Below are 21,275 nucleotides of genomic sequence, written 5' to 3' on the forward strand. Positions count from 1 at the left end.
GGGGAGGGGTATCCCCCCTTTTTTGTAAAGGGAGGTCAGGAGGGATTTTCCTCCGCAGCAAGAACGGCTCGCGGTTCCCTCTTTTCGGCGTACTCCTGCATCACCGCCGCCAGCAGGATGACATCAATGTAGAGGAAGTAAGTCCAGAGGCTGCGCCAGGCGAAAAAGAGGGGAAGAACCGGCAATACGACGCCCAGATATGGATACTTTCGCGCGTTGCGCCAGTACCAGATTATAGCCGCAATAAATACCGTTGCTTCCATGATGGTGAACAGGAGCGGCGACGTTGTGCCGACCCAGCCCTGCAGGACCAGCGTGATGATGCCCCATCCGGAGGGGAATAATGCATCTTTCATCATGGATACTACCGAATCGAACCAGAGATACGGGCCCGCTATTATAAACGGCAGGTTGAAAGCGGCGAAGACTCCTGCAACCAATCCCGCGCCGAGAGCGGCTTGCCGCCATGACAGTTGCCTCGCCAGCAGAATGAGGTAAAAGGGGAGAAAGAACCAGACGACCTGCTTGGTGGCCACCGCTATGCCCATGCAAATAGCGGACGCCCAGAGATTCCGGCGCCACAGCAACCATGCCAGTAGCAGGAACGGGAAATAGAGGTTGCCGGTCAGGCCGCTGGCGATGCCGTTCCAGATGACCAGGCTGCCCAGGCAGGCGCCGGCCAGCCACAACCTCATGCGGGAAGGTGTCAGGGCAATGGCGGCTGCGAGGGCGGCCACCACCAGCAACAGGGAGACCCCGCGGATGTTGTCCACTCCGAAAAGGGAGAATAGAGCCGGGATAAGAAAGAAACCCGAGGGATAGCCGAGTTTGGACTCAAGCTCGACGGGGACGATTTCAGGGGTTTTGACCGCTTCGTCCCACAGGGAATCAATCTCGGCGGCGCTGGGATAGGGGAAAACGCCGGCGAAACGCCCCAGGCGCAGCGGCGTGGTTTTATCATAGGGGCTGTCCATGCTGATAACGGCGCTGACTACATTGGAATGGGCATACGGGTTCTTGCCATCGAACACGTTATCCACAGCCTGGTCGAGCAGGGCGACGGCGTCGCTCGATGACAGGTCGCGCGAAATAGAGGCCAGTAACCTGGGAGTGCTGGCTCCCAGTATGCCACCTCCCGTAGTGCCCAGGCCGGTGGCTACCAGCGCCAGCAGCTCCACCACGCCGGCGAAAACCAGAAAAAACATGAGCGTGGCGGCCAGCGGCTTGAACCAGCTCTGCATACCGGCCAGCCATTTGTCGGTCTGGGGCAGGGCTACCAGAGCCAGCAGCCCCAGCCAAAAAAGCCCCAGCACGATGCCGACCACAGCCAGTGCATCGTTTTCGTAAGTCAAAGCCAGCGCCCCCGCCAGCATGGCCAGCAACATGACCAGAATCGCGGGGAAGATGAGCAGTATTCTGGGGGGAGGCTTGGGATGGAACCAGGATTTGATATTCATTTAGAGGTAAAAATTAAAGCACGATTCAGAGGCAAATTCAAGTTTAGACCCTTCGAGGTACTTTTCAGCAAGATACGCGAGAGAGTAAATATTCTATCACCCTGAGTCTTGGATGCAGGATGCGTATGGAAAATTGTCGTCCTGAGGAGTCCGCCTGAGGCGGACGACGTGAGGACCCCAGGGTGGGGCATTTCAAGGGATTTTATTCTCATCCTGAGTCCGCCTGAGGGGGACGAAGGATCGACCAGCAGTCTCTTATGATTATTATGAGTGCAAGATGTAGTAGCTCCAAGACTCAAGCCTCAAATCTCTAGGGGTCTTAATAGACAAGATGGACTTCTGATGGTGTCGGATTATCGTAGAGGGTCAGGACTAGGAAGCAAGCTTTTTCTGAATATCCTCCACCTTGCGGCGCAACAGGTGCGAGTTCGCCATATCCTGCGCTACTTTCTCGCAGGCATAGCTCACGGTAGAAGGATTGCGCCCTCCTATGGCAGCGCCGATGTCGGAGAGAGAATAGCCATTTTTCTGCCTGAGGACGTACATGGCCACCTGGCGCGCCTGGGCCACCTCTTTGTCCCGTTTGCGTCCCAGCAGGTCGTCAATGTTGAGTTCGAACGTCCGGGCTATCGTACCCAGGATGGATTCCAGGTTGCCGCACGCCTCAGGGAGTTCTTTAGCACCGGCTACGTCTTTGAGGGCTCTCGCAGCCAGTTCGGGAGTTATCTGCGCCCGCAGCAGGCGGGCATAGGCGATAATGCGGTTGAGCGAACCTTCCAGCTCGCGGATATTCTGTTTCAGCTCGTGGGCCATCATATCTAGCACGTCGGGGGCGACCGCTGTCTGCGCCTGCTCCGCCTTGGACTGTAAAATAGCAAGGCGCGTTTCGAAATCGGGCGGCTGGATGTCGACGGTCAGACCCCACTCGAAGCGCGAGCGCAGTCTTTCCTGAAGCATCGGCATGGACTTGGGCGGGCGGTCGCTGGTGATAACTATCTGGCGCCCGGCGTTATGCAGGTCGTTGAAGGTGTGAAAAAAACTCTCTTCAGTGGCTTCCTTGCCGCTGATGAAGTGAATATCGTCCACCATGAGCATGTCCGCCGAACGGTACTTGGCGCGGAACTCGTCGGTGCGCCTCTCGCGCAGCGCGGCCACGAAATCGTTGGTGAACTGCTCTCCGGAGACATAGACGGGTTTGAGGTTATTATCCAGCGCTTTCTGTCCGATGGCTTGTAAAAGGTGTGTCTTGCCCAGGCCCGGCGCGGCATAGATGAATAGCGGGTTATAGCTCTGCACGGAGGGGTGCTCGGCGGCACTCGCGGCCGCAGCGTAGGCCATGCGGTTGCCGGCCCCCACCACGAAATTATCGAAAGTGTACTTGGGGTTAAAGCCGTAGATGGCCGAGACGTTGCGGCGGGCTTCGCACGTGCGCGCGGTGCCCCCATCCTGCGCCCAGCTTATCTGGAAGCGCGTGCTTACGCCGCGGTGAATCAGGCCGATGAGGGTTTTTTCTATGAGCGAGCGCTGGTTTTTTTCAAGATACTCAGCCACGAAGGCGTTGGGAACACCCACGAGGAACTGGTCGCCGTCGAAAGCCAGCCCTTGAGTCCCCTTGAACCATGTCTGGTAGTTCGGTTTATTTACCTGCAACTGGAGTTCGCCGAGCGCGGCTTCCCAGATTTCACTGGCAGAATTCATATGGTCAGGATGCTCCTAATTGCAGGCAATACTACGCCAGGGACGTTTATTTTGGGTGTGTTTTTCGTTTGTTGCCCCGGCCAGGATATCCGGCCTGGTCCAGGGGAATTAAAACCTTGATAATGGTATCAGCCATTCTTTTGATGTAGCAAGGGTTCTGGCAATGGTCTGGCGGCAGTTTGCAGGATTTATCTTCCCATCAAGGTCTCTCGGACTGCTCTTTTTGACCCTTTTCTACCCTCTTTCGGCCTGACAGCCTTGAATCAGTAATTAGTACCAGCTAATTTTACAAGACGTCGGATTATGTTTAGCGAGCCTTGTGAGAGCCCTTTTTTCGTGTTAGAATGGCCGGGCGGAGGGTAGTTATGCGCCTGGTCTTCATGGGAACCCCGGAATTCGCCGTCGCCCCGCTACGCAACATAGTACTAAATGGTTATGAGGTGGCGGCAGTCTACACCAAAAAGGATAAACTGTCGGGGCGCGGGCAGGAGATGTCCTCTTCCGCCGTGAAACGAGAGGCTCTATCCCTGGGTCTTACTGTGGTGCAACCAGGCAGTCTCAGGAAGCCCGAGGCTTTGGCCGAACTGGCGTCCTTAATGCCGGATGTCATCGTGGTGGCGGCCTTCGGCCAGATACTGCCGCCGGAGGTGCTGAATCTGCCACGTTTCGGTTGCATCAATATACACCCGTCCCTGCTGCCACGCCACCGGGGGGCCGCGCCTGTCGTCTCCACCATCCTGGCGGGTGACGCCTGGGGCGGGGTGAGCATCATGCAGATGGATGAAGGGCTGGATACCGGCCCGGTCCTCACCCGCGCGCAGGCGCTGGTGCGGGATGACGACACGACGGAGACTCTCTCGGAGCGCTTATCGTTGATGTCAGCCCAAATGCTGGCGGACATACTACCGGGCTGGACGCGCGGCGAGATAAAGCCCCAACCTCAAGACGATGCGCTGGCCACCTATTTCAAGCCCATCGAGAAAGAGGCCGGCGAGATAAAATGGAATTTACCCGCCTTGGAACTCTGGCGGCAGGTGCGCGCCTACCAGCCCTGGCCGGGGAGTTTTACACATTTTAACGGGAGAGTCCTGAAAATTCTGGAGGCTTGGCCTGTCGCCTGCGCAACTCAAACTGAGGTTGGTGCGGTGGTGGCGCTGGGGAAGGGCTGCGGGGTGGTCACGGGCAGCGGCATACTGGAGTTGCGCCGCTTGCAGATTGAGGGCAAACAGGCCATGTCCGCCGCGGATTTCATCAGAGGGCAGCGCGGCTTTATCGGGACTGTGCTGCCGGGTTAAGCCGCCTCGGCAATCCTCGCACTATTTGTATCGGCGATGCTATACTGAACCCCTGTGGACATTTTCGCACTTCTCCTCATCGCTCTAAGCCTCTCCATGGACTGTTTCGCCATTGCCCTGGGTATAAGCTGCTCTGGGAAGCGCGTTTCGCGGGCGATGGCGCTAAGAGTTGCCGCCGCTTTCGGCGGAGCGCAGGCGGTCATGGCGGCTATCGGCTGGCTGGCCGGGCGCGGGCTGCTTAACTTAATATCCTCTTACGACCACTGGGTGGTCTTCGGCCTGCTGCTGGCGGTAGGCGTTCACATGATTTGGGAATCGTTTGAGGAGGAAGAGGAAGGCGAAAAGCTCGACCTCACGCGCGGCTGGGCGCTCCTGACGCTGGCGGTGATAACCAGCATTGACTCGCTGGCCACCGGGCTGGCGCTGTCTTTCCAGCGGGTCAACATCGCCGTCGCCGCTGGAGCTATCGGAGCCGTCACCTTCACCGTTGTAATTGTGGGGTTCGTCATCGGCGGCAAGGTGGGCGAGTGGCTGGGGCGCTGGGCGGGGGTGCTGGGCGGACTTATCCTCATCGGCATCGGAACGCGGGTGTTGCTGGAACACCTGCTGGGTTGATGCGCCGTTTGAGTCCGCGCGTCTCTTCGTACCGTAGGGGCGACCGGCCGGTCGCCCTTTCTTTTGGGAGAAGCAATCGATAGAGAGTCCTTATGAGCCGTTGCGTAATAATACTCGAGACTCTCACCCTCACCTACACCTCTCCCGTCAAGGGAGAGGAGCGATTACGTACCGTCGTTTTTCCCTCTTTTCCAAAGAGGGATTAAGGGAGATTCTTAATGGCTGGAACCTCTCGAGTTGCCTATTTAATCCCTCTCTTATCTCCCCTTTCCAAGGGGAGAGGGTCCACCAAAGGAGAGGGGAGTTTAATAAAGAGGAGCGGCACAATGTCGCTCCTCTTTTGATTATGCTTGATCTCAAACTATCGTTTGTGAAATGCTAGTGAGCCGTCAGCTTCTCCATGAGTTTATTCACAGCCACCGGCTCCTGCTGGGCGGTGCGCATATCCCGCAGCGTGACGGACCCCTGCGCCAGCTCTTCCTCACCGATGATGGCGGCGAAATGGCAGCCTGCCCCGTCCGCCTGACGTAGCTGGGCTTTCATGCTGCGGGGGCTATAGGACGTTACTGCGCTGATGTCCGCCTGCCGCAGGTCGCCGATGAGTTTGACCGCGGCTTCCCTGGCTTCATCCCCCAGCCACACGACAAAGACCGAGGGTTTGAAGGCCCCAGGGACGGCCACGTTCTGCTTCTTAAGGTTGAGGATGATGCGCTCGATGCCCGTGGCGAAACCCACCCCTGGCGTGGGCTTGCCGCCCAGCTCTTCGATTAGACCGTCGTAACGCCCGCCGCCGGCGATGGTACTCTGGCCACGCTCTTCCTCAGGCTGTATCTCGAAGACCGTCCTGGTGTAATAGTCCAGCCCGCGCACCATGCTGGAATTTATCTCGAAGGGCAGTTTGAGGGTCGAAAGGTTGCGCTTGAGCTGCTCGAAATGCGCCGCGCACTCCGGGCACAGGTTATCGATGCTGCGCGGAGCCTGTTGTGCAAGGGGCTGGCAGGTGGGTTTTTTGCAGTCGAGGAGTCGAAGAGTATTTTTATCGAGCCTGACCTTGCAGTCGCCGCAGAGCGCCTCCTGGTGCGCCGCGTAATACTCTTTAAGTTTGGCGAGGTAGGCCGGGCGGCATGCGGGGCATCCGATGCTGTTTATCTGGAGGGTAAGGCTTTTAAGACCGAGCGTCTGGAAAAAACGCCATGCCAAATCTATCAGTTCTGCGTCGAGCGTTGCATCGCCGTCGCCGATGGCCTCGAAGCCGAACTGATGGTGCTGGCGGAAGCGCCCCGCCTGGGGACGCTCGTACCTGAATATGGGCGCTTGGTAAAAGAGCTTGACCGGCTGAGGGAGTGAGGCCATGCCGTGCTCGATATAGGCGCGGCAGACGGGCGCAGTCCCTTCGGGGCGCAGCGTCATCTGGCCGCCGCCCAGGTCGGTGAAAGTGTACATCTCCTTCTCGACAATGTCCGTTCCCTCGCCAACCGTGCGCACGAAAAGCCCGGCTTCCTCGAAAACGGGCGTGTCGATGCGCTCGTAGCCGTAGAGACTGGCGGTAACCTCAGCCGCTTGCTGGATGTAGCGCCAGTAGGGTTGCTCGGCTGGCAGTATGTCCTGGGTGCCGCGCGGTGACTGAAACACGATATTACTCCTGTCTGATTAAGGCTAGGATAGCGCAAAGGCGAGGGGGTTGTAAAGATTGCCACGAGACTTATTCTACAATATTCTTTCGATATGTTTGGCACAACCATCCCATTTTTTCGACAAGTTCCTTCTTTTGTCGATAACTTTTCCGGGGCGAGTGGCTGCCGGACTGCTTTTATGATACTTTTCGATAACTCCCCTGCGCCTGCGCGGTCACCAGAAGTATCGTTATGCTATTATTGTGGTTAGTACTGTTCTACTACATATACTTACTTTAAATATTGAAATAGATATTGCATAAAAGCTAGCAGGGTTTGATAAGATGCTTGATAAAGTGGAAATAAAGGTAAAAGCAGGTGATGGAGGAGACGGCGCGGTCACCTTTAGGCGCGAGAAGTTCGTGCCGTACGGGGGGCCGGACGGCGGGGACGGGGGTAAAGGCGGAGACGTAACTGTAAAAGCTGACGAGTGCCTTACCACACTCACCTTTTTTCATAACAAACGTTTATACAAAGCCGAGAATGCTGGCTCCGGTCGGCGCAAGAAGCAGCACGGCAAGAACGGTGCCGACCTGTTCTTAATGGTGCCCACCGGCACGGTGGTGCAGACCATAGACAAACTGGGCGAACCCGTTCTGCTAGCTGACCTAGCTGAGCCGGGACAGCAGGTGGTGGCGGCTAGAGGAGGGAAGGGTGGACTGGGAAACTCGCACTTCGCCTCGTCCACCAACCAGACGCCGCGCCTGGCTGAAAAGGGCGTGCCCGGCGAGGAAAAAGACATCTTGCTGGAGCTCAAGCTCATCGCCGACGTGGGCATCATCGGCTTTCCCAACGTGGGCAAGTCCTCGCTCCTGAGTTCCGCCACGCGGGCCAACCCCAAGATTGCCGACTACGCCTTTACCACTCTCGAACCCATGCTGGGAATGGTGGAGACGGCTGAAGAACGTTTCGTCCTCTGCGAAATACCCGGACTCATCGAGGGGGCGCATCTCGGCAGGGGGCTGGGGCACGACTTCCTGCGCCATGCCGTGCGCACGCGCGTGCTGATTCACTTGCTCGACGGGGCATCGCCTTCGCCCGTGGACGACATGATAGCCGTCAACAACGAACTCTCGCTTTTCGATGCCTCGCTCTCGCGGAAAGCGCAGATACTGGTCATCAATAAGGTGGACCGCCCCGACGTCAAAGAGCGCGTGAAAGAGCTCAAAAAGACCTTCAAGAGCATCGGAATAACGCCGCGTTTCGTATCGGCTGCTTCGGGTGAAGGCGTCAAAGAGCTCATGGATGAAGTTCTCTCCCTTCTGCAAAAGGCCCCGGCATCCGAAAAGCCCAAAGAGGCTGAGGTTCCGGTGTTGCGTCCCAGGGGCAGGCAGGTCAACCTCCGCGTCGAGGAGGAAGGCGGGGTGTTTGTCGTTCATTCGCCCGAGCTGGAAAGGCTGGTGGCCGGCAGTGACGTGCGCGACCCCGAAGTAAAACGCCAGCTGGGCAACCGCCTCAACCGGCCGCACATCCGTCATATCATGGAACGCGCCGGCCTGAAACCGGGCGATAAGATACGCATCGGCGATTTCGAATGGATATGGTAGCGCCGTGAACATAGCTGTGCTGGGCGGCACCTTCGACCCTCCCCACAACGGACACCTGGCGGTGGCCGCCGTGGTAAGCCAGAGGCTGGCCCCGGCAGAGATTGTTTTTATGCCTGCTGGCCTGCCCTGGATGAAAGAGGACCACCGCATAAGTCCGGCCGGAGACCGGCTGGAAATGGCGCGCCTGGCCATCCAGGGCAACGCCAGCTACAAGCTCTCCACCGCCGAAACAGAGCGCTCCGGCCCGACCTATACCGTTGACACCATCCGCGAGTTGAAAGCTCAGGTTTCAGCCCAGGACGAGCTTTACTTCATCCTCGGCTGGGACAAGCTGGAAGAACTGCCGCGCTGGCACAAACCGGCGGAGCTCATCGCGCTGTGCAAGCTGGCGGCTGTGTCGCGCATCGGTTTCCCTGTTCCCAACCTCTCCGCCCTCGACAAGATATTGCCCGGCCTCTCCAGGCGCGTTATCCTCCTGGACAAACCTGAGGTGGACATCACATCCTCGGTTGTCCGGGAGCGCGTCAGCCTCGGGCTGCCCATCAGCCACCTGGTGCCGCCGGCGGTCGAGGCTTACATAAAAGAAAAAGGCCTCTACAAAACTTCCTCTCCCCCAAAGGGAGAGGAGTGAATCTGCTATTGTCATTCTGAGGTGGCAACGACCACCGAAGAATCTCAGGGTGGGGTGGTCGCCTCCGCCTCCCTGGGATTCTTCACTTCGTTCAGAATGACAACCAAACTAGAGAAAAGGTTGAAGAGAGGGAGTTAAGTCCGGTATGAAACGTAGTCATTCCTTCCAACCTTCCGACTATCCGGCGGCGGAGCTCGACCTGCACGCGCGCACCGTGGAAGAGGCCATCCCGCTCGTCGAGGAATTCCTGCATGACGCCTATGCCCGGGGCTGGCAAAGAGTGCGCATCGTCCACGGCAAAGGCACCGGCACGCTGCGGCTGGAGGTGGACAGATACCTCTCGCGCAACTCACTGGTAGCCCGCCACCACCCGGCGGACCGTTTCCACGGCGGCAGTGGCGCCACAGAGGTGGAACTCAGCCGGAGATAGCTATTTTAGTAGCGGGGGATTCATAGGATTTTCCCAACATCTCTCCTCCGGGCGAGGCATGCCTCGCCCCTACATCTGGACAAAAGTAAAAGGGAGGGCTAAAAACCCTCCCTTTGGTACTCTCCGAACTAGTTTCTTAAATATCCAGGTTCTTGACGCTGGTGGCGTGCGCCTGTATGAAGTTCTTGCGCGGCAGCACCTCGTCGCCCATGAGCATGCTGAAGATGCCGTCCGCTTTGGCGGCGTCCTCCACGTTCACCTGCAGCAGCGTGCGCGTGGTGGGGTTCATGGTGGTCTCCCAGAGCTGTTCGGCGCTCATTTCGCCCAGACCCTTGTAGCGCTGCACCTCGGTCTTCTTGCCGCCGCCTTTCATGGTGGCCAGCATGGCGTCTTTTTCCTGGTCGGAATATAGCCAGTGCTCCTCTTTGCCGGCATGGATGCGGTAGAGGGGCGGCTGGGCGATGTAAAGATGCCCCTGGTTGATGAGCTCCACCATGTGGCGGAAGAAGAAGGTCAGCAGCAGCGTGCGGATATGCGCGCCGTCCACGTCGGCATCGGTCATCAGCACGATGCGGTGATAGCGCAGCCGGCCCAGGTCGAACTCGGCGTCGATGCTGGTGCCCAGCGCCGTGATGAGGGCGCGGATTTCCTCGTGCGCCAGCATGCGGTCGGGCGAGGCCTTTTCCACATTCAAAATCTTGCCGCGCAGCGGCAGGATGGCCTGGAAGCGGCGGTTGCGCCCCTGCTTGGCCGAGCCCCCGGCGGAGTCGCCCTCCACCAGGTACAGCTCGCACAGGGTGGGGTCTTTCTCGGAGCAGTCGGCCAGCTTGCCGGGCAGCGTGCCGGTGTCCAGCGCGCCCTTGCGGATGACCAGGTCGCGCGCCTTGCGGGCCGCCTCGCGCGCCTTGGAGGCGGTGATGCACTTGTCGAGTATCTTCTTGCCGTCGTCGGGGTGCTCTTCCAGGTAGAGCGCCAGCTCGTCGCCGACAATGCTCTCCACCATGCTTTTGACTTCGATGTTGCCCAGCTTGCCCTTGGTCTGGCCTTCGAACTGAGGGTCGGGCAGCTTGACGCTGATAACGGCCGTCAGGCCTTCGCGCACGTCGTCGCCCACCAGGTTGGGGTCGTCGTCCTTGATAAACTTGTTTTTGTGGGCGTAGTCGTTCAGCACGCGCGTGAGGGCCGAGCGAAAGCCGGTGAGGTGCGTGCCGCCGTCAATGGTGTTGACACAGTTGGCGAAGCTGAGGGTGTTATCGGTATAGCCGTCGTTGTACTGTATGGCCGCCTCCACGATGGTGTGGTCGGCCTGTTTGGTCATATAGATGGGGTGGGGGTTGATGAGGGCCTTGTTGCGGTTGAGGCGCCTGACGAAGCCGGTGATGCCGCCCTCGAAGTAATAGGTCTGCTCTTTGCCGTGACGTTTGTCGTCGAAAGAAATCTCGAGCGCGCGGTTGAGATAGGCCATCTCGCGGATGCGGTCGGCCAGTATGTCGAAATCGTACTCCATCTCGGTGAAGATGGTTTTATCGGCCAGAAAGCTGGTGATAGTGCCGGTGCCCTCGGCCTTGCCGGCTGTTGTGACTGGCCCGCTGGGTATGCCGCGCTTGTACTCCTGCACATATTTTTTGCCGCTGCGCTTGACGGTCACCTGCATCCATTCGGAGAGGGCGTTCACCACGGAAGCGCCTACGCCGTGCAGCCCGCCGGAGACCTGATAGGCCTTGCCGCCGAACTTGCCTCCGGCGTGGAGCACAGTCATTACGGTCTGGAGAGCGGATACGCCGGTGGTGGGGTGTATCTCCACGGGGATGCCGCGCCCGTTGTCCTCCACGGTGACTATGTTATCCTCGGCAATGGAGATGGCGATGCGGTCGCAGGTGCCGGACATGGCCTCGTCCACGGAGTTATAGGCGATTTCATACACCAGGTGGTGCAGGCCGCGCTGGTCGGTCGAGCCGATATACATGCCGGGGCGCTTGCGCACGGCCTCCAGCCCCTCCAGAACCTGTATATCTGCTGCGGAATAGGCGGCAGCTTTTTTACCGTTGGTGGATTCTTCTTTAGCCATAGTCGGTCTTCACCTTATCTAATGGGAGTCTTCAGATGCCGGAATACCTGGTGCTATTAAAAATGCCCCCGCCCAGGCGGGCCGGGGTTCGGTTTTCAGGCTTACACATTTATATCATTATAGCATATTTCAGGCATAGAGAAAAAGGCTAAATAGTACTGCTGCTGGTTGAGGTGAATCTAAACTTCGCAGGACTTTCTGGAGGTAAGGCTATCTTAAGGAATCCATCCCCGCTTATTTGACAGAATTGATGGCGTCACCGTATCTATGACATCGCTTCTATGAACGAGGTTCGACCCGGCGCTTCATCCGGCAACAAGAAATAGCTTATAATGATATTCGAGGTGTGGACAGTCCGCCTCAGGCGGACTGTCCTTGTTTAACGCAGATGGATAAATATCAATCAGTCCTCGATTTTCTTTACAGTTTCGTCGATTACGAAACCTCCCACCAGCCGCGCTCGCCGCTGAACTACGACCTGCGGCGCATGGACGAGCTGCTGGCGAGGCTTGGCAATCCTCATCTCAAGGCTAGGACCGTCCATATTGCCGGGACTAAGGGCAAGGGCAGCACTGCGGCCATGGTCGCCTCCGTTCTCACCGCATCGGGCTACCACGCCGGCCTCTATACCTCTCCGCATCTGGTTGACATAAGAGAACGCATGCGCGTGGACGGACGTCTCATTTCCAGGTCTGAATTTGTCAAACTCGCCGGGAGACTGAAACCCGAAGTCGAGGCCGTCAACGCCAGAGCCAGCTACGGCAGGCTCACCACCTTCGAGCTACTCACGGCGCTGGGTTTCATGTATTTCGCCGACAAGCGGGTTGATTTCCAGGTGGTGGAGGTGGGGCTGGGCGGCAGGCTCGATGCGACGAATGTCGTCAAACCCGAAGTCTGTGCCATTACCACTCTCGGCCTGGACCACACCGATGTTTTGGGCGACACGCTGGCCAAAATCGCAACCGAGAAGGCCGGCATTATCAAGCCGGGCGTTCCGGTGGTGAGCGCGCGTCAGGAGGCTGAAGCCGCGGAGGTAATAGAGGAGTTCTGCCGGCGCAACGATGCAAGACGCATACTTGTCGGTCGGGACATCGCTTACTCCAGCCGGGGTGAGGAAGACGGCGTCCAGTCGCTTGAGATAAAGGGCAGGCTCGGCACGTATGAAGCGGCTCTCCCCCTGCGCGGCCGCTTCCAGCAGGAAAACGCCGCCGTGGCGGTCGGAGTCCTTGAAGTGCTGGCTGAGAGAGGATTTAGCGTCACTCAGAAGAGTATCGTCAAAGGGCTGCAAAAAGTGCGCTGGCCCGGCCGTTTCCAGGTCATCCGCCGGCGTCCTGCGGTCGTTATCGACGGGGCTCACAACCCGCAGGCGGCGCGCGAACTCAGGCTGGCCATAGAAGCTTTCCTCGCCGGCAGGGCGCCCGGACGCCGGATACTGGTCATCGGCATGTCGTCGGATAAAGACTGCCAAACGGTCGCTTCAGAACTCGCTCCGCTTTTCGATACGGTTATTGTCACACGTTCACGCCATCCGCGCGCGCTGGCAGTCGATATTCTCTCGTCCGAGTTCATCAAGTATGGCTGCGATGTCGAAACGGCGGATTCAGTCGCGGCAGCCATGAGGCGGGCAGTTGAACTGGCGAAGAATAACGGCTTCGCCTGCGCCACCGGTTCGCTCTTTATCGTCGGTGAAGCGCTGGAGTGGGCCGACAAGCCGGGCTACTAGCCGCTGAGCGCTACTGGGTCGCGCCGGCGATCTCGAAGTTGGTCTTAGCCTCGGTGGGCAGCATGCGCTCCAGGACTTTTTCCATGGCCATGCTGTGGGCGCACAGCCCCCAGGCGCTGAAGAAATCGCAGGTGCAAAACCACTTGTTGTCTTTATAGCAGGTGGTGTGGTCGTCATTAGTGCCGCGAAATTTGACGGAGAAATCGGTGAAGGTGATGCGTTCGGGTTCCTGGGCGTAGCGATGGGCCTTTTCAATCTTGCCGATAAGACTGGACTGCATGGCACACCTCCTCTTAAATTAAAAAAAGCACCGGCTTATGCAAAGCCCGGTGCTTTTAATTTCCCTCCGAGACAATAAACACTTTCATAGCGGTGTTCTCCTAGGGGTACAGCCCTATTTTACCCCGTCAGGGACGGCTTGTCCATAGGGTGTCAGGCGTGACGCTGAAACTTTAGAAAAATTTAATGCCTTGCGACTTTCGGGAGACTCCGCCAGCGCTACAAAGGGAGTTGGTCGCCATCAGCTATATTGACAGCACCCTTCATTCAAGTTAGATTTATCTGAGAACCGAATACAGGTCGGCTTGTAATCAAAGGAGGACTACATGATGATTGAGCGCGTCCATGAGCACATCACGCAGGAGCTGCAGCAGAACGCCCGCACCGACACCATTTTCATCCTCACCGCCATATTCTTGAATCTCGTCACCCTCGGCATCAACTCCGGCCAGGCTTCGCGCAATCCCAAGGATGCCACCGCCTGGATTGTGTTCTTCACCTTCACCGCCCTTGTGATAGTCATCAATTTCGTCGTCGTCAACGGGCTGCTCAAGGGCAAGCAGATGCGCACCAAGCTGATAACCGGCCTGCTCAAGATGTACAAGGACAACAACGTGGAGGGCTATTACGACCCCACCCTGCTCACCAATTACTCCACGCGCTATAACCTTTTCCTGCTGGCGGTGGGTTTTACCGGCGTAGTCGCGCTGTTAGTCCCCATCTTCCTGCTCGGCGGTCGGTAGCTTTGAAGGCACTGCTTCAGCGTGTCTCCTCGGCAAAGGTCACTATCGAGGGGACGGAGGTCGGGTGCATCGGCCCCGGTCTCTGCGTGCTGGTGGGCGTGGCGGCTGGCGACACGGAAAAAGACGCGGACTACCTCGTCTCCAAGCTGGCCGGGCTGCGCATCTTTGCCGATGAGGCCGGCAAGTTTAACCTCTCACTGCTGGATGTTAAGGGCGAGATGCTGCTCGTCAGCCAGTTCACCCTGCTGGCGGACGCCCGCCACGGACGGCGCCCCGGCTTTACCGATGCCGCCCCGCCGGAGATAGCTGAAAAGCTGTTCAACCTCTTTGTGGAAAAAGCGAGAGCGACGGGGCTTAAAGTGGCAACGGGACGATTTCAGGCGTATATGCAGGTGGAGATAGTCAACGACGGCCCGGTGACCATCATGCTGGACAGCCGGAGCAATAATTTTGCTTCATAAGGAGCTGAGGAAATGGCACCAATTTATTCAGCACCTATGCCATCGTCAGAAATTAAAAAGCTGGCAAAAATTGTACATGATGAGATGTACTCAATTGAGAATACTTTAAAGCGACGCGGTTATATTTATGCAGGCGAAGGACAGCTTGATAACATCTTATTGCCTAAAAATGCAAGCAATGTGGACAAATATTTCTTTTATATGGGTAGTTGTACATTCAGGAAACTACTTAAGAAAATGGTTGGTAAAAACACAGGTATAAGCTATGACGAATTCGAAAAGGATTGTGGAACAGCTAAACGCACAGAATACCTTGATTTCTTAGTACAATCTGGAATTTTAAGCAAAGACAATTCTGGTTTTTATAATCTCGCCGTAAATGTCAATGACTATGGCCATACGTTAGAGTGGTATGTTTCGGAATTATTCAAACGTGAATTGGGATGCACATCTGCTTGGGGTGTGGCTGTTGAAGCCGTAGGTGCTGGTGGTGATTTCGATGTACTTGCTCGTATTGAATCCCAATTAGCCTATGTTGAAACCAAGTGTTCTACGCCAAATAAGATTAGCACCTCCGATGTGTGCCATTTTCTGCAAAGAGATCAGGATTTGGATCCCGACATATCTATTTTTTTAATTGACACAGAAGATGACATTTCCGAACTGATTGCAAGGTTTGAGGACGTAATGACGCCTACAATCGCGAGGGACTCAAATATCAAAGATTCAAACTTCCATTACAGAATTGAACAACTCTCAGATTTTGGTAATATCAATCATTTCCTGCGCCGTGTCTTTCTCATTAACAGTAAACCCTCAATTTTAACCAATATACGTTATTGTTTGAACTACTATTTTGCTATTGTGACTCATTCTATTTATGCATCGAGAAGCCGGCGTATGGATTTTGTGCCTAAGACGTGAATGTCTTTATTTAGCCTAATATTGCAAATCTTCGTAATTGCAAACCACTTGCAATAACTTTCAGCCTCTGCTACAATTTTTCTGCTATGACCCATGTGAAGGATATTGCCTCCCGCCTCGCGCAGAAAGGCTACCGCATGACGCCCCAGCGGCTGATGATACTGGAGGCCATCGAGGGAGCCAGCGGCCATATCAGCGCCGAGGAAATCTACCGGGACATACGCCGGCGCTACCCCGGCCTCAACATCTCCACCGTCTACCGCACGCTCGAACTGCTCAAAGAGATGGGCATGGTGACCGAGACCGATATGGGCGACGGGCGGGTGCGTTTCCACAGCGCCGGCCACGAGCATCATCACCATCTGGTTTGCTCGAAATGCGGCAAAGTCATCGACCTGGATGAGGAGACGCTGTCGCCTCTCACCGTTGCCTTGTCTGAGAAGTATGGCTTCCGCGCCGACCTGAAACACCTGGCTATCTTTGGACGCTGCAAGGGCTGCGACTGATTTTTTTTAATTTATAGCTGCAACTAATTGCAGTTGCATATAATAGCAAAGGAAAAAAAGGAGGGAAGGAAACTGTATGCATATTCCCGATGGTTTTCTCAACGCAGGCACAATGGCGGGGACGGCGGTGGTTTCGGCCGGCGGGCTGGCTAATGCCGTCAGAATAGTCGGCAAGAATCTGGGCGAAAAACAGGTTCCGCTCATGGGCATCATGGCAGCCTTTGTCTTCGCTGCTCAAATGCTCAATTTCCCCGTAGCCGGGGGCACTTCGGGGCACTTTTTGGGCGCTGCCCTGTGTGCCATCCTGCTCGGACCGTGGGCCGCGGTCATCATTCTGGCCCTGGTGCTTATCGCCCAGTGCTTTATCTTTCAGGACGGCGGGATGCTGGCGCTGGGGGCCAACATATTCAACATGGGCATCATAGGCGGGCTGGGGTCATATCTGCTCTACCGCCTGGGTAACAAACTCATGGGGGATAATCTCCGTTCTAAAATGATTTCGGGCTATTTTGCCGCGTGGGCTTCAGTTGTACTGGCTGCCACGGCTGCTTCTTTGGAACTGGCCATCTCGGGCGCCTCTCCCCTGGGCGTGGTATTACCGGCCATGCTCAGCGTGCACGTTATTATCGGGCTGGTCGAAGGCGCGATTACTGTGTCTGCTCTGGCTTTGATTCGCAGCACACGCGCCGATCTGCTGGAATTGCAGAAAGCATAGGAGCAAATGATGAATAAAAAGTGGTGGTTGATCGCCTTTATCTTCTGCCTGGCTGTAGCGGCGCTGTCTCCCCTGGCCTCGTCCTCTCCCGACGGGCTGGAGCGTGTGGCCGAGGGCAAGGGATTTCTGGGACTGGCTGGCTCCTCGCCATTCTCCGTCATCGCCGACTACGCCTTTCCCGGCATTCACAATGAAGCGCTGGCTACCATTCTGGCCGGCTGGCTGGGGACTGTGATTGTCTTCGGGCTGGCCTACGGCGTTACCTGGCTTATCACCCGGGCCCGTCAATCGAAGCTCATGCCGACAAATCAATAGTGTGGTTGGCTTAACAACGCATGAAATATCATTTTCTCGACCAGTACCGCGAGGTCGATAGCTTCTTGCACCGCCTCGACCCGCGCGCCAAGTTTATAGCTACGCTGGCTCTGGTGACGGCCATAGTGCTGATACCCAGGGCCAGCTGGCTGGCTTACGGCCTTTTCCTTATCCTCATTTTCGCACTGCTGCTGCTTTCCCGCGTGCCGCCCCTTTATGTGCTCAGGCGTTCGCTGACGGTGCTGCCCTTCGTGCTGATGATCGCCATTTTCATGCCTTTCTTCAAAGAAGGGACAGCGGTGTGGGGTTTCGACCTCGGCTCGTGGCATATCGGCGTCACGCGCGAAGGGCTGGAACTGGTGGGGGGCATATTAGCCAAAGCCTGGCTGTCTGTTCTGGCACTCATTCTGCTCACGGCCACCACCAGCATGGCGGACCTCTTAAAAGGGCTGGAAAAACTGAAGATGCCTTCTATTATGGTAATGCTGATGAGCTTCATGTACCGCTATCTTTTCGTGATAAGCGATGAGTCCGCGCGCCTCAGGCTGGCGCGCGACAGCCGCAGCTTCGGCGGAGGTGTGAGGCTGCATGTAAGGGCGCTGGGTTATATGGCGGGAGCGCTTTTTCTGCGCAGCTTCGAGCGCGGCGAGCGCATCTACGGAGCCATGCTCTCGCGCGGTTTCGACGGCCACAGCCGTTCCCTCAACGAGCTTAGTTTCGGCATTTCTGATGTCGCTTTTATGATAATTATAGTTCTGGCGGCCATCGTTATAGGCCTGTCGCCGCTATTGACGAGGAACTTGATTGGCTGAAGTTATCGCTGTTAAAAACCTGTCCTACTCTTACCCCGACGGCCAGACCGCCCTGCGCGGCGTCAGCCTGAGCATAAACGAGGGCGAGACCGTGGCCCTCATGGGGCCCAATGGAGCCGGCAAGTCCACGCTGCTGCTGCATCTCAACGGACTGCTGCACTCGCACGACGGCGCGGTCAGGCTACTGGGTCAGGCAGTAGAAGAGGGCAATCTCAAGATGGTGCGCAGGCAGGTGGGGCTGGTCTTCCAGAACCCCGACGACCAGCTTTTTTCACCCACCGTCTTCGACGACGTGGCCTTCGGCCCGCTCAACCTGGGCATGTCCCCGCATGAGGTCAGGCGAAGCGTCAACAAGGCACTGGATGAGGTGGGCATGGCGGGCTACGAAAAACGCTCGCCGCATCACCTCAGCCTGGGTGAAAAGCGGCGCATCGCCATCGCGACCGTGCTGGCCATGTCGCCCAAGGTGTTAGTACTGGATGAGCCCACCTCCAACCTCGACCCCGGCGGCAAGTGGCATCTCATCGGGCTGCTGCGCAAGTTGCCCGGTACCAAGCTCATCGTCTCGCATGACATGGAGATGGTGCGGGCGTTGTGCTCGCGCGTCATCATCATGGACCAGGGGCGCATCATAGCCGACGGCGACAGAGATGTCATCCTCAAGGACAGGGCATTGCTGGCGGCCCACAGCCTGGCGGCTCCGGCAGAGGAAGGAGAGATAAGATAATGGCACTTATGGACCTGATACGGCATCGCCACAGCATACGCCATTACCTGGACAAACCGGTGGAGCGAGGGAAGATAATGCAATGCCTGGAAGCGGCGCGCCTGGCGCCCTCGGCCAGTAACAGCCAGCCCTGGCATTTTGTTATCGTCGATGAGCCGGTTTTGAGGGGCAAGTTATGCCATGCGGCCTTCAGCGGATTGTTCTCCGCTATGAAATTCCCCGGAGAGGCGCCGGTGCTGGTTGCCGCCGTGGCCGACCCGCCCGGCCCCGGTATCAGGCTGGGGAACCTTGTTCTGCGCACGAATTTCGGCCTGATAGACATGGGCATCGCCGTCGAGCATTTCATCCTGCAGGCGGACGAGCTGGGGCTGGGCACCTGCTGGATGGGGCTCTTCGACGAAAAGAAGGTCAAGAAAGCGCTCAATATCCCCTGGGACAGGAAGGTAGTGGCTCTTTTGACGCTGGGTTATTTCGACGAGGCGCTGGCGAGGCGGGAGCATCATCGCGAGGCTCTTTCCGGGATGAGCAGCTTCAACGGCTGGCAAAACAAGTAATTAGAATCTCCCCCTTTAACAAAAGGGGGATTAAAGGGGATTTTCCCCTTGTCTTTGCGAGGCTGCGCAGCAGGCGAAGCAATCTCTCTTAATTTCCTCTCCCTTGAGGGGAGAGGACTAAGGTGAGGGTGACTGTAACCCCCAACCCCTTTCTCCCCTTGGAAAGAGCTTGCCCTGAGCGAAGCCGAATGGGGGAGATTAAGAGGGATTCTTCATGACAAAAATACAGACCTAGCTCTTTATCTCCTTTACACGCCCCACCTGCCCGCTCACCAGGCGCACCTTGATGCCGTGGGGGTGGGTAGGGGAGTTGGTCAGAATGTCCCTGACCACGCCCTCGGTGAGTTTGCCGCTCTGCTGGTCAGCCTTGAGCACAATGGCAACCTTCATGCCGGGCTTGATGCTGGAGCGCTGATTACCGTTCACAATTATTAGTCCTCAGTCCCATCCCCTTTATCCCCTTCCCACCGGGAAGGGGAATTTATACTCACCTTTTCCCGAATATCCCGACCATTGTGGTCGAGGGATGTAGTTCGCCGCGAAGCGGACCGAACGAAGTTCGTATCTGTTAATACCCCGACCGCAAGGTCGTGGGAAGTTTATTTAAGAGAGTGGGCGCTGCGGCGCCCCTCTCTTGCAGGATCTTTCCCTTAGAACAAGGACGGAGACGCACACTCATACCCCTCAAAACGGACATAAGATCAGAACTTGAAATGCACGAAAATCCGGCCGAAGTTCTTGTCATCCTTCTCCAGCCGGTGATACAGCTTTTTCACCTGCGGCTCTGCCAGAAAACGCAGAACGCGCTTTTTGAGCTGCCCTGAACCCTTGCCGGGGATTATCTCTACGAGCGCAATCCTCTTACTCACCGCATCGTTGATGACGCGGTTGAGCTCGGCGTCTATCATGGAGCCGTTGTTGAAGCAATCGTGCAAGTCCAGGACGATTTTAGCCATAGCTATAGATTACAGGATTGGCGGAAGAATAACTAATACAAAACGCTCTTGTTTACCAGTATACGTTTGATAGTTTATATGTACTTTTTGCAACACAGGGAATCTTCTGCTTAAACCACAACGGTCAACGCGGATGGCATCACCGAAAATGACGCAGGAGCTTCCCCGAGGATTTCTCCATCGGCCTCTACGAGCAGTCGCTCATCGGACTCAATCGTGACAACTGTTACCTTTCTCTCTTTTATTTTAGGATGTCCGATGTGACTCCCATCGTAAACTGTTGGCACAATCCTCAGCAGTTCAGATTTGCTGACATCACCTACGGTCACTAAGTTCAACAAGCCGTCGTCTAGCCTGGCATGGGGAGCTATCTGCATTCCGCCTGCAAAGTATTGTCCATTGGCTACTACCACATAACAGCCTAGAAAATTCTCGTGTTTATTTCCTACGACAAGTCTAATCCACCTGTTCCGATGGGCAACCAGGGCGCTGTAGCCCGTGATAGTGCGAAGCCTGTAATTGATACTGTGCCCAAACAGTTTCGGCAATCTGCTCCAAGCGTTCACAATGGCAGCCCCAAAACCTGCGCTGGCTTCATTTACAAAAAAGCGCTGCAGGCGTCGTCCTTGGTTCCAGCATTCAACCATGCCAACGTCTATCGAAATCGTTTTCCTATTGACCAATAAAGAAGCGTAATCCTGGGTGATACCAAGCGAACGGGCAAAACTGCTCGCGGTTCCCGTGCTGAACATGCCAAGAGTCACATCGCTCGAATTGGTTGAACGTAATATGCCATTGGCCACCTCGTTTATGGTTCCGTCACCACCAGCGGCTATAAGGTAGCGATAGTCAGCGTCGATAGCTCGTTTGGCTATTTCAATCGCATGACCCGGGCCTCTTGTGAATTCATAGTCAAACGATAAGCCAGTGTCACGCAGGTGCGTGTAGATATGTGGCCAGTGCCTGCGGATTGAGCCACCACCCGCTACCGGATTGATAATTACTTTGGCACGCGATAATGTCATTGTCTGCGCCCATTGGACCCAGGCACATCAGGCCTTAATACATCCAAACTAAATGAATATTTTGCACTCGTTATACAATATACTCTATTTTTAATACTCTAAGTATAAAAAGTTCAGCTAG

Annotated in this window: 23 protein-coding genes; 15 read left to right on the plus strand and 8 right to left on the minus strand. The window is 56.4% G+C overall.

What is annotated here, in order from left to right; all coding sequences use genetic code 11:
* Window positions 1-35: 35 nt before the first annotated feature.
* Window positions 36-1,457: a hypothetical protein gene (locus tag C4542_01005; GenBank protein ID RJO62998.1), complete on the minus strand. Its 1,422-nt coding sequence runs from the start codon at window positions 1,455-1,457 to the stop codon at window positions 36-38.
* A gap of 372 nt (window positions 1,458-1,829) precedes the next feature.
* Entirely contained in the window at window positions 1,830-3,155 is a 1,326-nt protein-coding gene (gene dnaA, locus C4542_01010) for a chromosomal replication initiator protein DnaA (protein RJO62999.1), read from the minus strand.
* A 365-nt stretch (window positions 3,156-3,520) separates the two neighbouring features.
* Here dnaA and C4542_01015 point away from each other — a divergent pair, with 365 nt between their 5' ends.
* Together C4542_01015 and C4542_01020 are read left to right on the plus strand one after the other, a co-directional pair.
* Complete coding sequence (locus C4542_01015) at window positions 3,521-4,450, plus strand: methionyl-tRNA formyltransferase (GenBank protein RJO63000.1); 930 nt, start codon at window positions 3,521-3,523, stop codon at window positions 4,448-4,450.
* A 54-nt stretch (window positions 4,451-4,504) separates the two neighbouring features.
* Window positions 4,505-5,065 carry a manganese efflux pump MntP gene (locus C4542_01020; protein RJO63001.1) on the plus strand — a complete coding sequence of 187 codons (561 nt, stop codon included), beginning with the start codon at window positions 4,505-4,507 and terminating at the stop codon, window positions 5,063-5,065.
* A gap of 378 nt (window positions 5,066-5,443) precedes the next feature.
* Here the strand turns inward: C4542_01020 and C4542_01025 are convergent, their stop codons facing one another.
* Window positions 5,444-6,697 (minus strand): histidine--tRNA ligase, encoded by a 1,254-nt coding sequence (locus C4542_01025; protein RJO63002.1) that lies wholly within the window; start codon window positions 6,695-6,697, stop codon window positions 5,444-5,446.
* A gap of 325 nt (window positions 6,698-7,022) precedes the next feature.
* Here C4542_01025 and obgE point away from each other — a divergent pair, with 325 nt between their 5' ends.
* The 3 genes from obgE (at window position 7,023) to C4542_01040 (ending at window position 9,346) form a co-directional block, all read left to right on the plus strand.
* Window positions 7,023-8,285, plus strand: a complete 1,263-nt coding sequence (obgE, locus tag C4542_01030; GenBank protein RJO63003.1) for a GTPase ObgE — start codon at window positions 7,023-7,025, stop codon at window positions 8,283-8,285.
* 4 nt (window positions 8,286-8,289) lie between these two features.
* Complete coding sequence (locus tag C4542_01035) at window positions 8,290-8,916, plus strand: nicotinate-nucleotide adenylyltransferase (protein RJO63004.1); 627 nt, start codon at window positions 8,290-8,292, stop codon at window positions 8,914-8,916.
* 145 nt (window positions 8,917-9,061) lie between these two features.
* A complete protein-coding gene (locus C4542_01040; protein RJO63005.1) occupies window positions 9,062-9,346 on the plus strand; it encodes a hypothetical protein in 285 nt (94 codons plus the stop codon).
* Window positions 9,347-9,482: 136 nt separating this feature from the next.
* On the opposite strand, the gene gyrB is transcribed toward C4542_01040, so the two are convergent.
* On the minus strand, window positions 9,483-11,414 hold the full coding sequence (gene gyrB / locus C4542_01045) for a DNA topoisomerase (ATP-hydrolyzing) subunit B (protein RJO63006.1): 1,932 nt from the start codon (window positions 11,412-11,414) through the stop codon (window positions 9,483-9,485).
* Between the two features lie 388 nt (window positions 11,415-11,802).
* Between gyrB and C4542_01050 the strand changes: the two genes are divergently transcribed.
* A complete protein-coding gene (locus C4542_01050; protein ID RJO63007.1) occupies window positions 11,803-13,137 on the plus strand; it encodes a bifunctional folylpolyglutamate synthase/dihydrofolate synthase in 1,335 nt (444 codons plus the stop codon).
* A gap of 10 nt (window positions 13,138-13,147) precedes the next feature.
* Here C4542_01050 and C4542_01055 read toward each other — a convergent pair whose 3' ends face one another.
* Entirely contained in the window at window positions 13,148-13,417 is a 270-nt protein-coding gene (locus C4542_01055) for a hypothetical protein (GenBank protein RJO63008.1), read from the minus strand.
* A 328-nt stretch (window positions 13,418-13,745) separates the two neighbouring features.
* On the opposite strand from C4542_01055, the gene C4542_01060 reads away from it, so the two are divergent.
* The 9 genes from C4542_01060 to C4542_01100 all read left to right on the plus strand — a co-directional run bounded on the left by C4542_01060 (window position 13,746) and on the right by C4542_01100 (window position 19,173).
* On the plus strand, window positions 13,746-14,159 hold the full coding sequence (locus C4542_01060; protein RJO63031.1) for a hypothetical protein: 414 nt from the start codon (window positions 13,746-13,748) through the stop codon (window positions 14,157-14,159).
* A 2-nt stretch (window positions 14,160-14,161) separates the two neighbouring features.
* Complete coding sequence (locus tag C4542_01065) at window positions 14,162-14,620, plus strand: D-tyrosyl-tRNA(Tyr) deacylase (GenBank protein ID RJO63009.1); 459 nt, start codon at window positions 14,162-14,164, stop codon at window positions 14,618-14,620.
* A 12-nt stretch (window positions 14,621-14,632) separates the two neighbouring features.
* Window positions 14,633-15,544, plus strand: a complete 912-nt coding sequence (locus C4542_01070) for a hypothetical protein (GenBank protein ID RJO63010.1) — start codon at window positions 14,633-14,635, stop codon at window positions 15,542-15,544.
* Window positions 15,545-15,630: 86 nt separating this feature from the next.
* Complete coding sequence (locus C4542_01075; GenBank protein RJO63011.1) at window positions 15,631-16,050, plus strand: transcriptional repressor; 420 nt, start codon at window positions 15,631-15,633, stop codon at window positions 16,048-16,050.
* A gap of 76 nt (window positions 16,051-16,126) precedes the next feature.
* The gene (locus tag C4542_01080) at window positions 16,127-16,765 is read left to right on the plus strand and encodes a cobalamin biosynthesis protein CbiM (protein ID RJO63012.1); all 639 of its coding nucleotides are present in this window, start codon (window positions 16,127-16,129) and stop codon (window positions 16,763-16,765) included.
* Between the two features lie 9 nt (window positions 16,766-16,774).
* A complete protein-coding gene (locus C4542_01085; GenBank protein ID RJO63013.1) occupies window positions 16,775-17,080 on the plus strand; it encodes a hypothetical protein in 306 nt (101 codons plus the stop codon).
* A 20-nt stretch (window positions 17,081-17,100) separates the two neighbouring features.
* Window positions 17,101-17,892: a cobalt ECF transporter T component CbiQ gene (gene cbiQ / locus C4542_01090; protein RJO63014.1), complete on the plus strand. Its 792-nt coding sequence runs from the start codon at window positions 17,101-17,103 to the stop codon at window positions 17,890-17,892.
* Window positions 17,885-18,619, plus strand: a complete 735-nt coding sequence (locus C4542_01095; protein ID RJO63015.1) for an ABC transporter ATP-binding protein — start codon at window positions 17,885-17,887, stop codon at window positions 18,617-18,619. Before cbiQ ends, C4542_01095 begins: the two co-directional genes overlap by 8 nt.
* On the plus strand, window positions 18,619-19,173 hold the full coding sequence (locus C4542_01100) for an NAD(P)H nitroreductase (GenBank protein RJO63016.1): 555 nt from the start codon (window positions 18,619-18,621) through the stop codon (window positions 19,171-19,173). Before C4542_01095 ends, C4542_01100 begins: the two co-directional genes overlap by 1 nt.
* A 231-nt stretch (window positions 19,174-19,404) precedes the next feature.
* Here C4542_01100 and C4542_01105 read toward each other — a convergent pair whose 3' ends face one another.
* From C4542_01105 to C4542_01115, 3 genes are all read right to left on the minus strand, one after another.
* Complete coding sequence (locus tag C4542_01105) at window positions 19,405-19,599, minus strand: YwbE family protein (GenBank protein ID RJO63017.1); 195 nt, start codon at window positions 19,597-19,599, stop codon at window positions 19,405-19,407.
* Window positions 19,600-19,874: 275 nt separating this feature from the next.
* Window positions 19,875-20,129, minus strand: coding sequence for a DNA mismatch repair protein MutS (locus C4542_01110; GenBank protein RJO63018.1), 255 nt, complete (start codon window positions 20,127-20,129; stop codon window positions 19,875-19,877).
* Between the two features lie 110 nt (window positions 20,130-20,239).
* Window positions 20,240-21,154 (minus strand): diacylglycerol kinase family lipid kinase, encoded by a 915-nt coding sequence (locus tag C4542_01115; protein ID RJO63019.1) that lies wholly within the window; start codon window positions 21,152-21,154, stop codon window positions 20,240-20,242.
* Window positions 21,155-21,275: the final 121 nt, after the last annotated feature.

This window comes from Dehalococcoidia bacterium, assembly GCA_003597995.1.
In the GTDB taxonomy this organism is placed as follows: Bacteria; Chloroflexota; Dehalococcoidia; order Dehalococcoidales; family UBA1222; genus SURF-27.

Excerpts from the sequence above, each read along its gene's own strand:
- cbiQ (RJO63014.1), top strand. The coding sequence starts at position 17,101 with ATGAAATATCATTTTCTCGACCAGTACCGCGAGGTCGATAGCTTCTTG.
- C4542_01075 (RJO63011.1), top strand. The coding sequence starts at position 15,631 with ATGACCCATGTGAAGGATATTGCCTCCCGCCTCGCGCAGAAAGGCTAC.
- C4542_01110 (RJO63018.1), bottom strand. The coding sequence starts at position 20,129 with ATGGCTAAAATCGTCCTGGACTTGCACGATTGCTTCAACAACGGCTCC.
- C4542_01015 (RJO63000.1), top strand. The coding sequence starts at position 3,521 with ATGCGCCTGGTCTTCATGGGAACCCCGGAATTCGCCGTCGCCCCGCTA.
- C4542_01085 (RJO63013.1), top strand. The coding sequence starts at position 16,775 with ATGAATAAAAAGTGGTGGTTGATCGCCTTTATCTTCTGCCTGGCTGTA.
- C4542_01070 (RJO63010.1), top strand. The coding sequence starts at position 14,633 with ATGGCACCAATTTATTCAGCACCTATGCCATCGTCAGAAATTAAAAAG.
- C4542_01060 (RJO63031.1), top strand. The coding sequence starts at position 13,746 with ATGATTGAGCGCGTCCATGAGCACATCACGCAGGAGCTGCAGCAGAAC.
- gyrB (RJO63006.1), bottom strand. The coding sequence starts at position 11,414 with ATGGCTAAAGAAGAATCCACCAACGGTAAAAAAGCTGCCGCCTATTCC.
- dnaA (RJO62999.1), bottom strand. The coding sequence starts at position 3,155 with ATGAATTCTGCCAGTGAAATCTGGGAAGCCGCGCTCGGCGAACTCCAG.
- C4542_01040 (RJO63005.1), top strand. The coding sequence starts at position 9,062 with ATGAAACGTAGTCATTCCTTCCAACCTTCCGACTATCCGGCGGCGGAG.
- C4542_01005 (RJO62998.1), bottom strand. The coding sequence starts at position 1,457 with ATGAATATCAAATCCTGGTTCCATCCCAAGCCTCCCCCCAGAATACTG.
- C4542_01115 (RJO63019.1), bottom strand. The coding sequence starts at position 21,154 with ATGACATTATCGCGTGCCAAAGTAATTATCAATCCGGTAGCGGGTGGT.
- C4542_01050 (RJO63007.1), top strand. The coding sequence starts at position 11,803 with ATGGATAAATATCAATCAGTCCTCGATTTTCTTTACAGTTTCGTCGAT.
- obgE (RJO63003.1), top strand. The coding sequence starts at position 7,023 with ATGCTTGATAAAGTGGAAATAAAGGTAAAAGCAGGTGATGGAGGAGAC.
- C4542_01100 (RJO63016.1), top strand. The coding sequence starts at position 18,619 with ATGGCACTTATGGACCTGATACGGCATCGCCACAGCATACGCCATTAC.
- C4542_01080 (RJO63012.1), top strand. The coding sequence starts at position 16,127 with ATGCATATTCCCGATGGTTTTCTCAACGCAGGCACAATGGCGGGGACG.
- C4542_01055 (RJO63008.1), bottom strand. The coding sequence starts at position 13,417 with ATGCAGTCCAGTCTTATCGGCAAGATTGAAAAGGCCCATCGCTACGCC.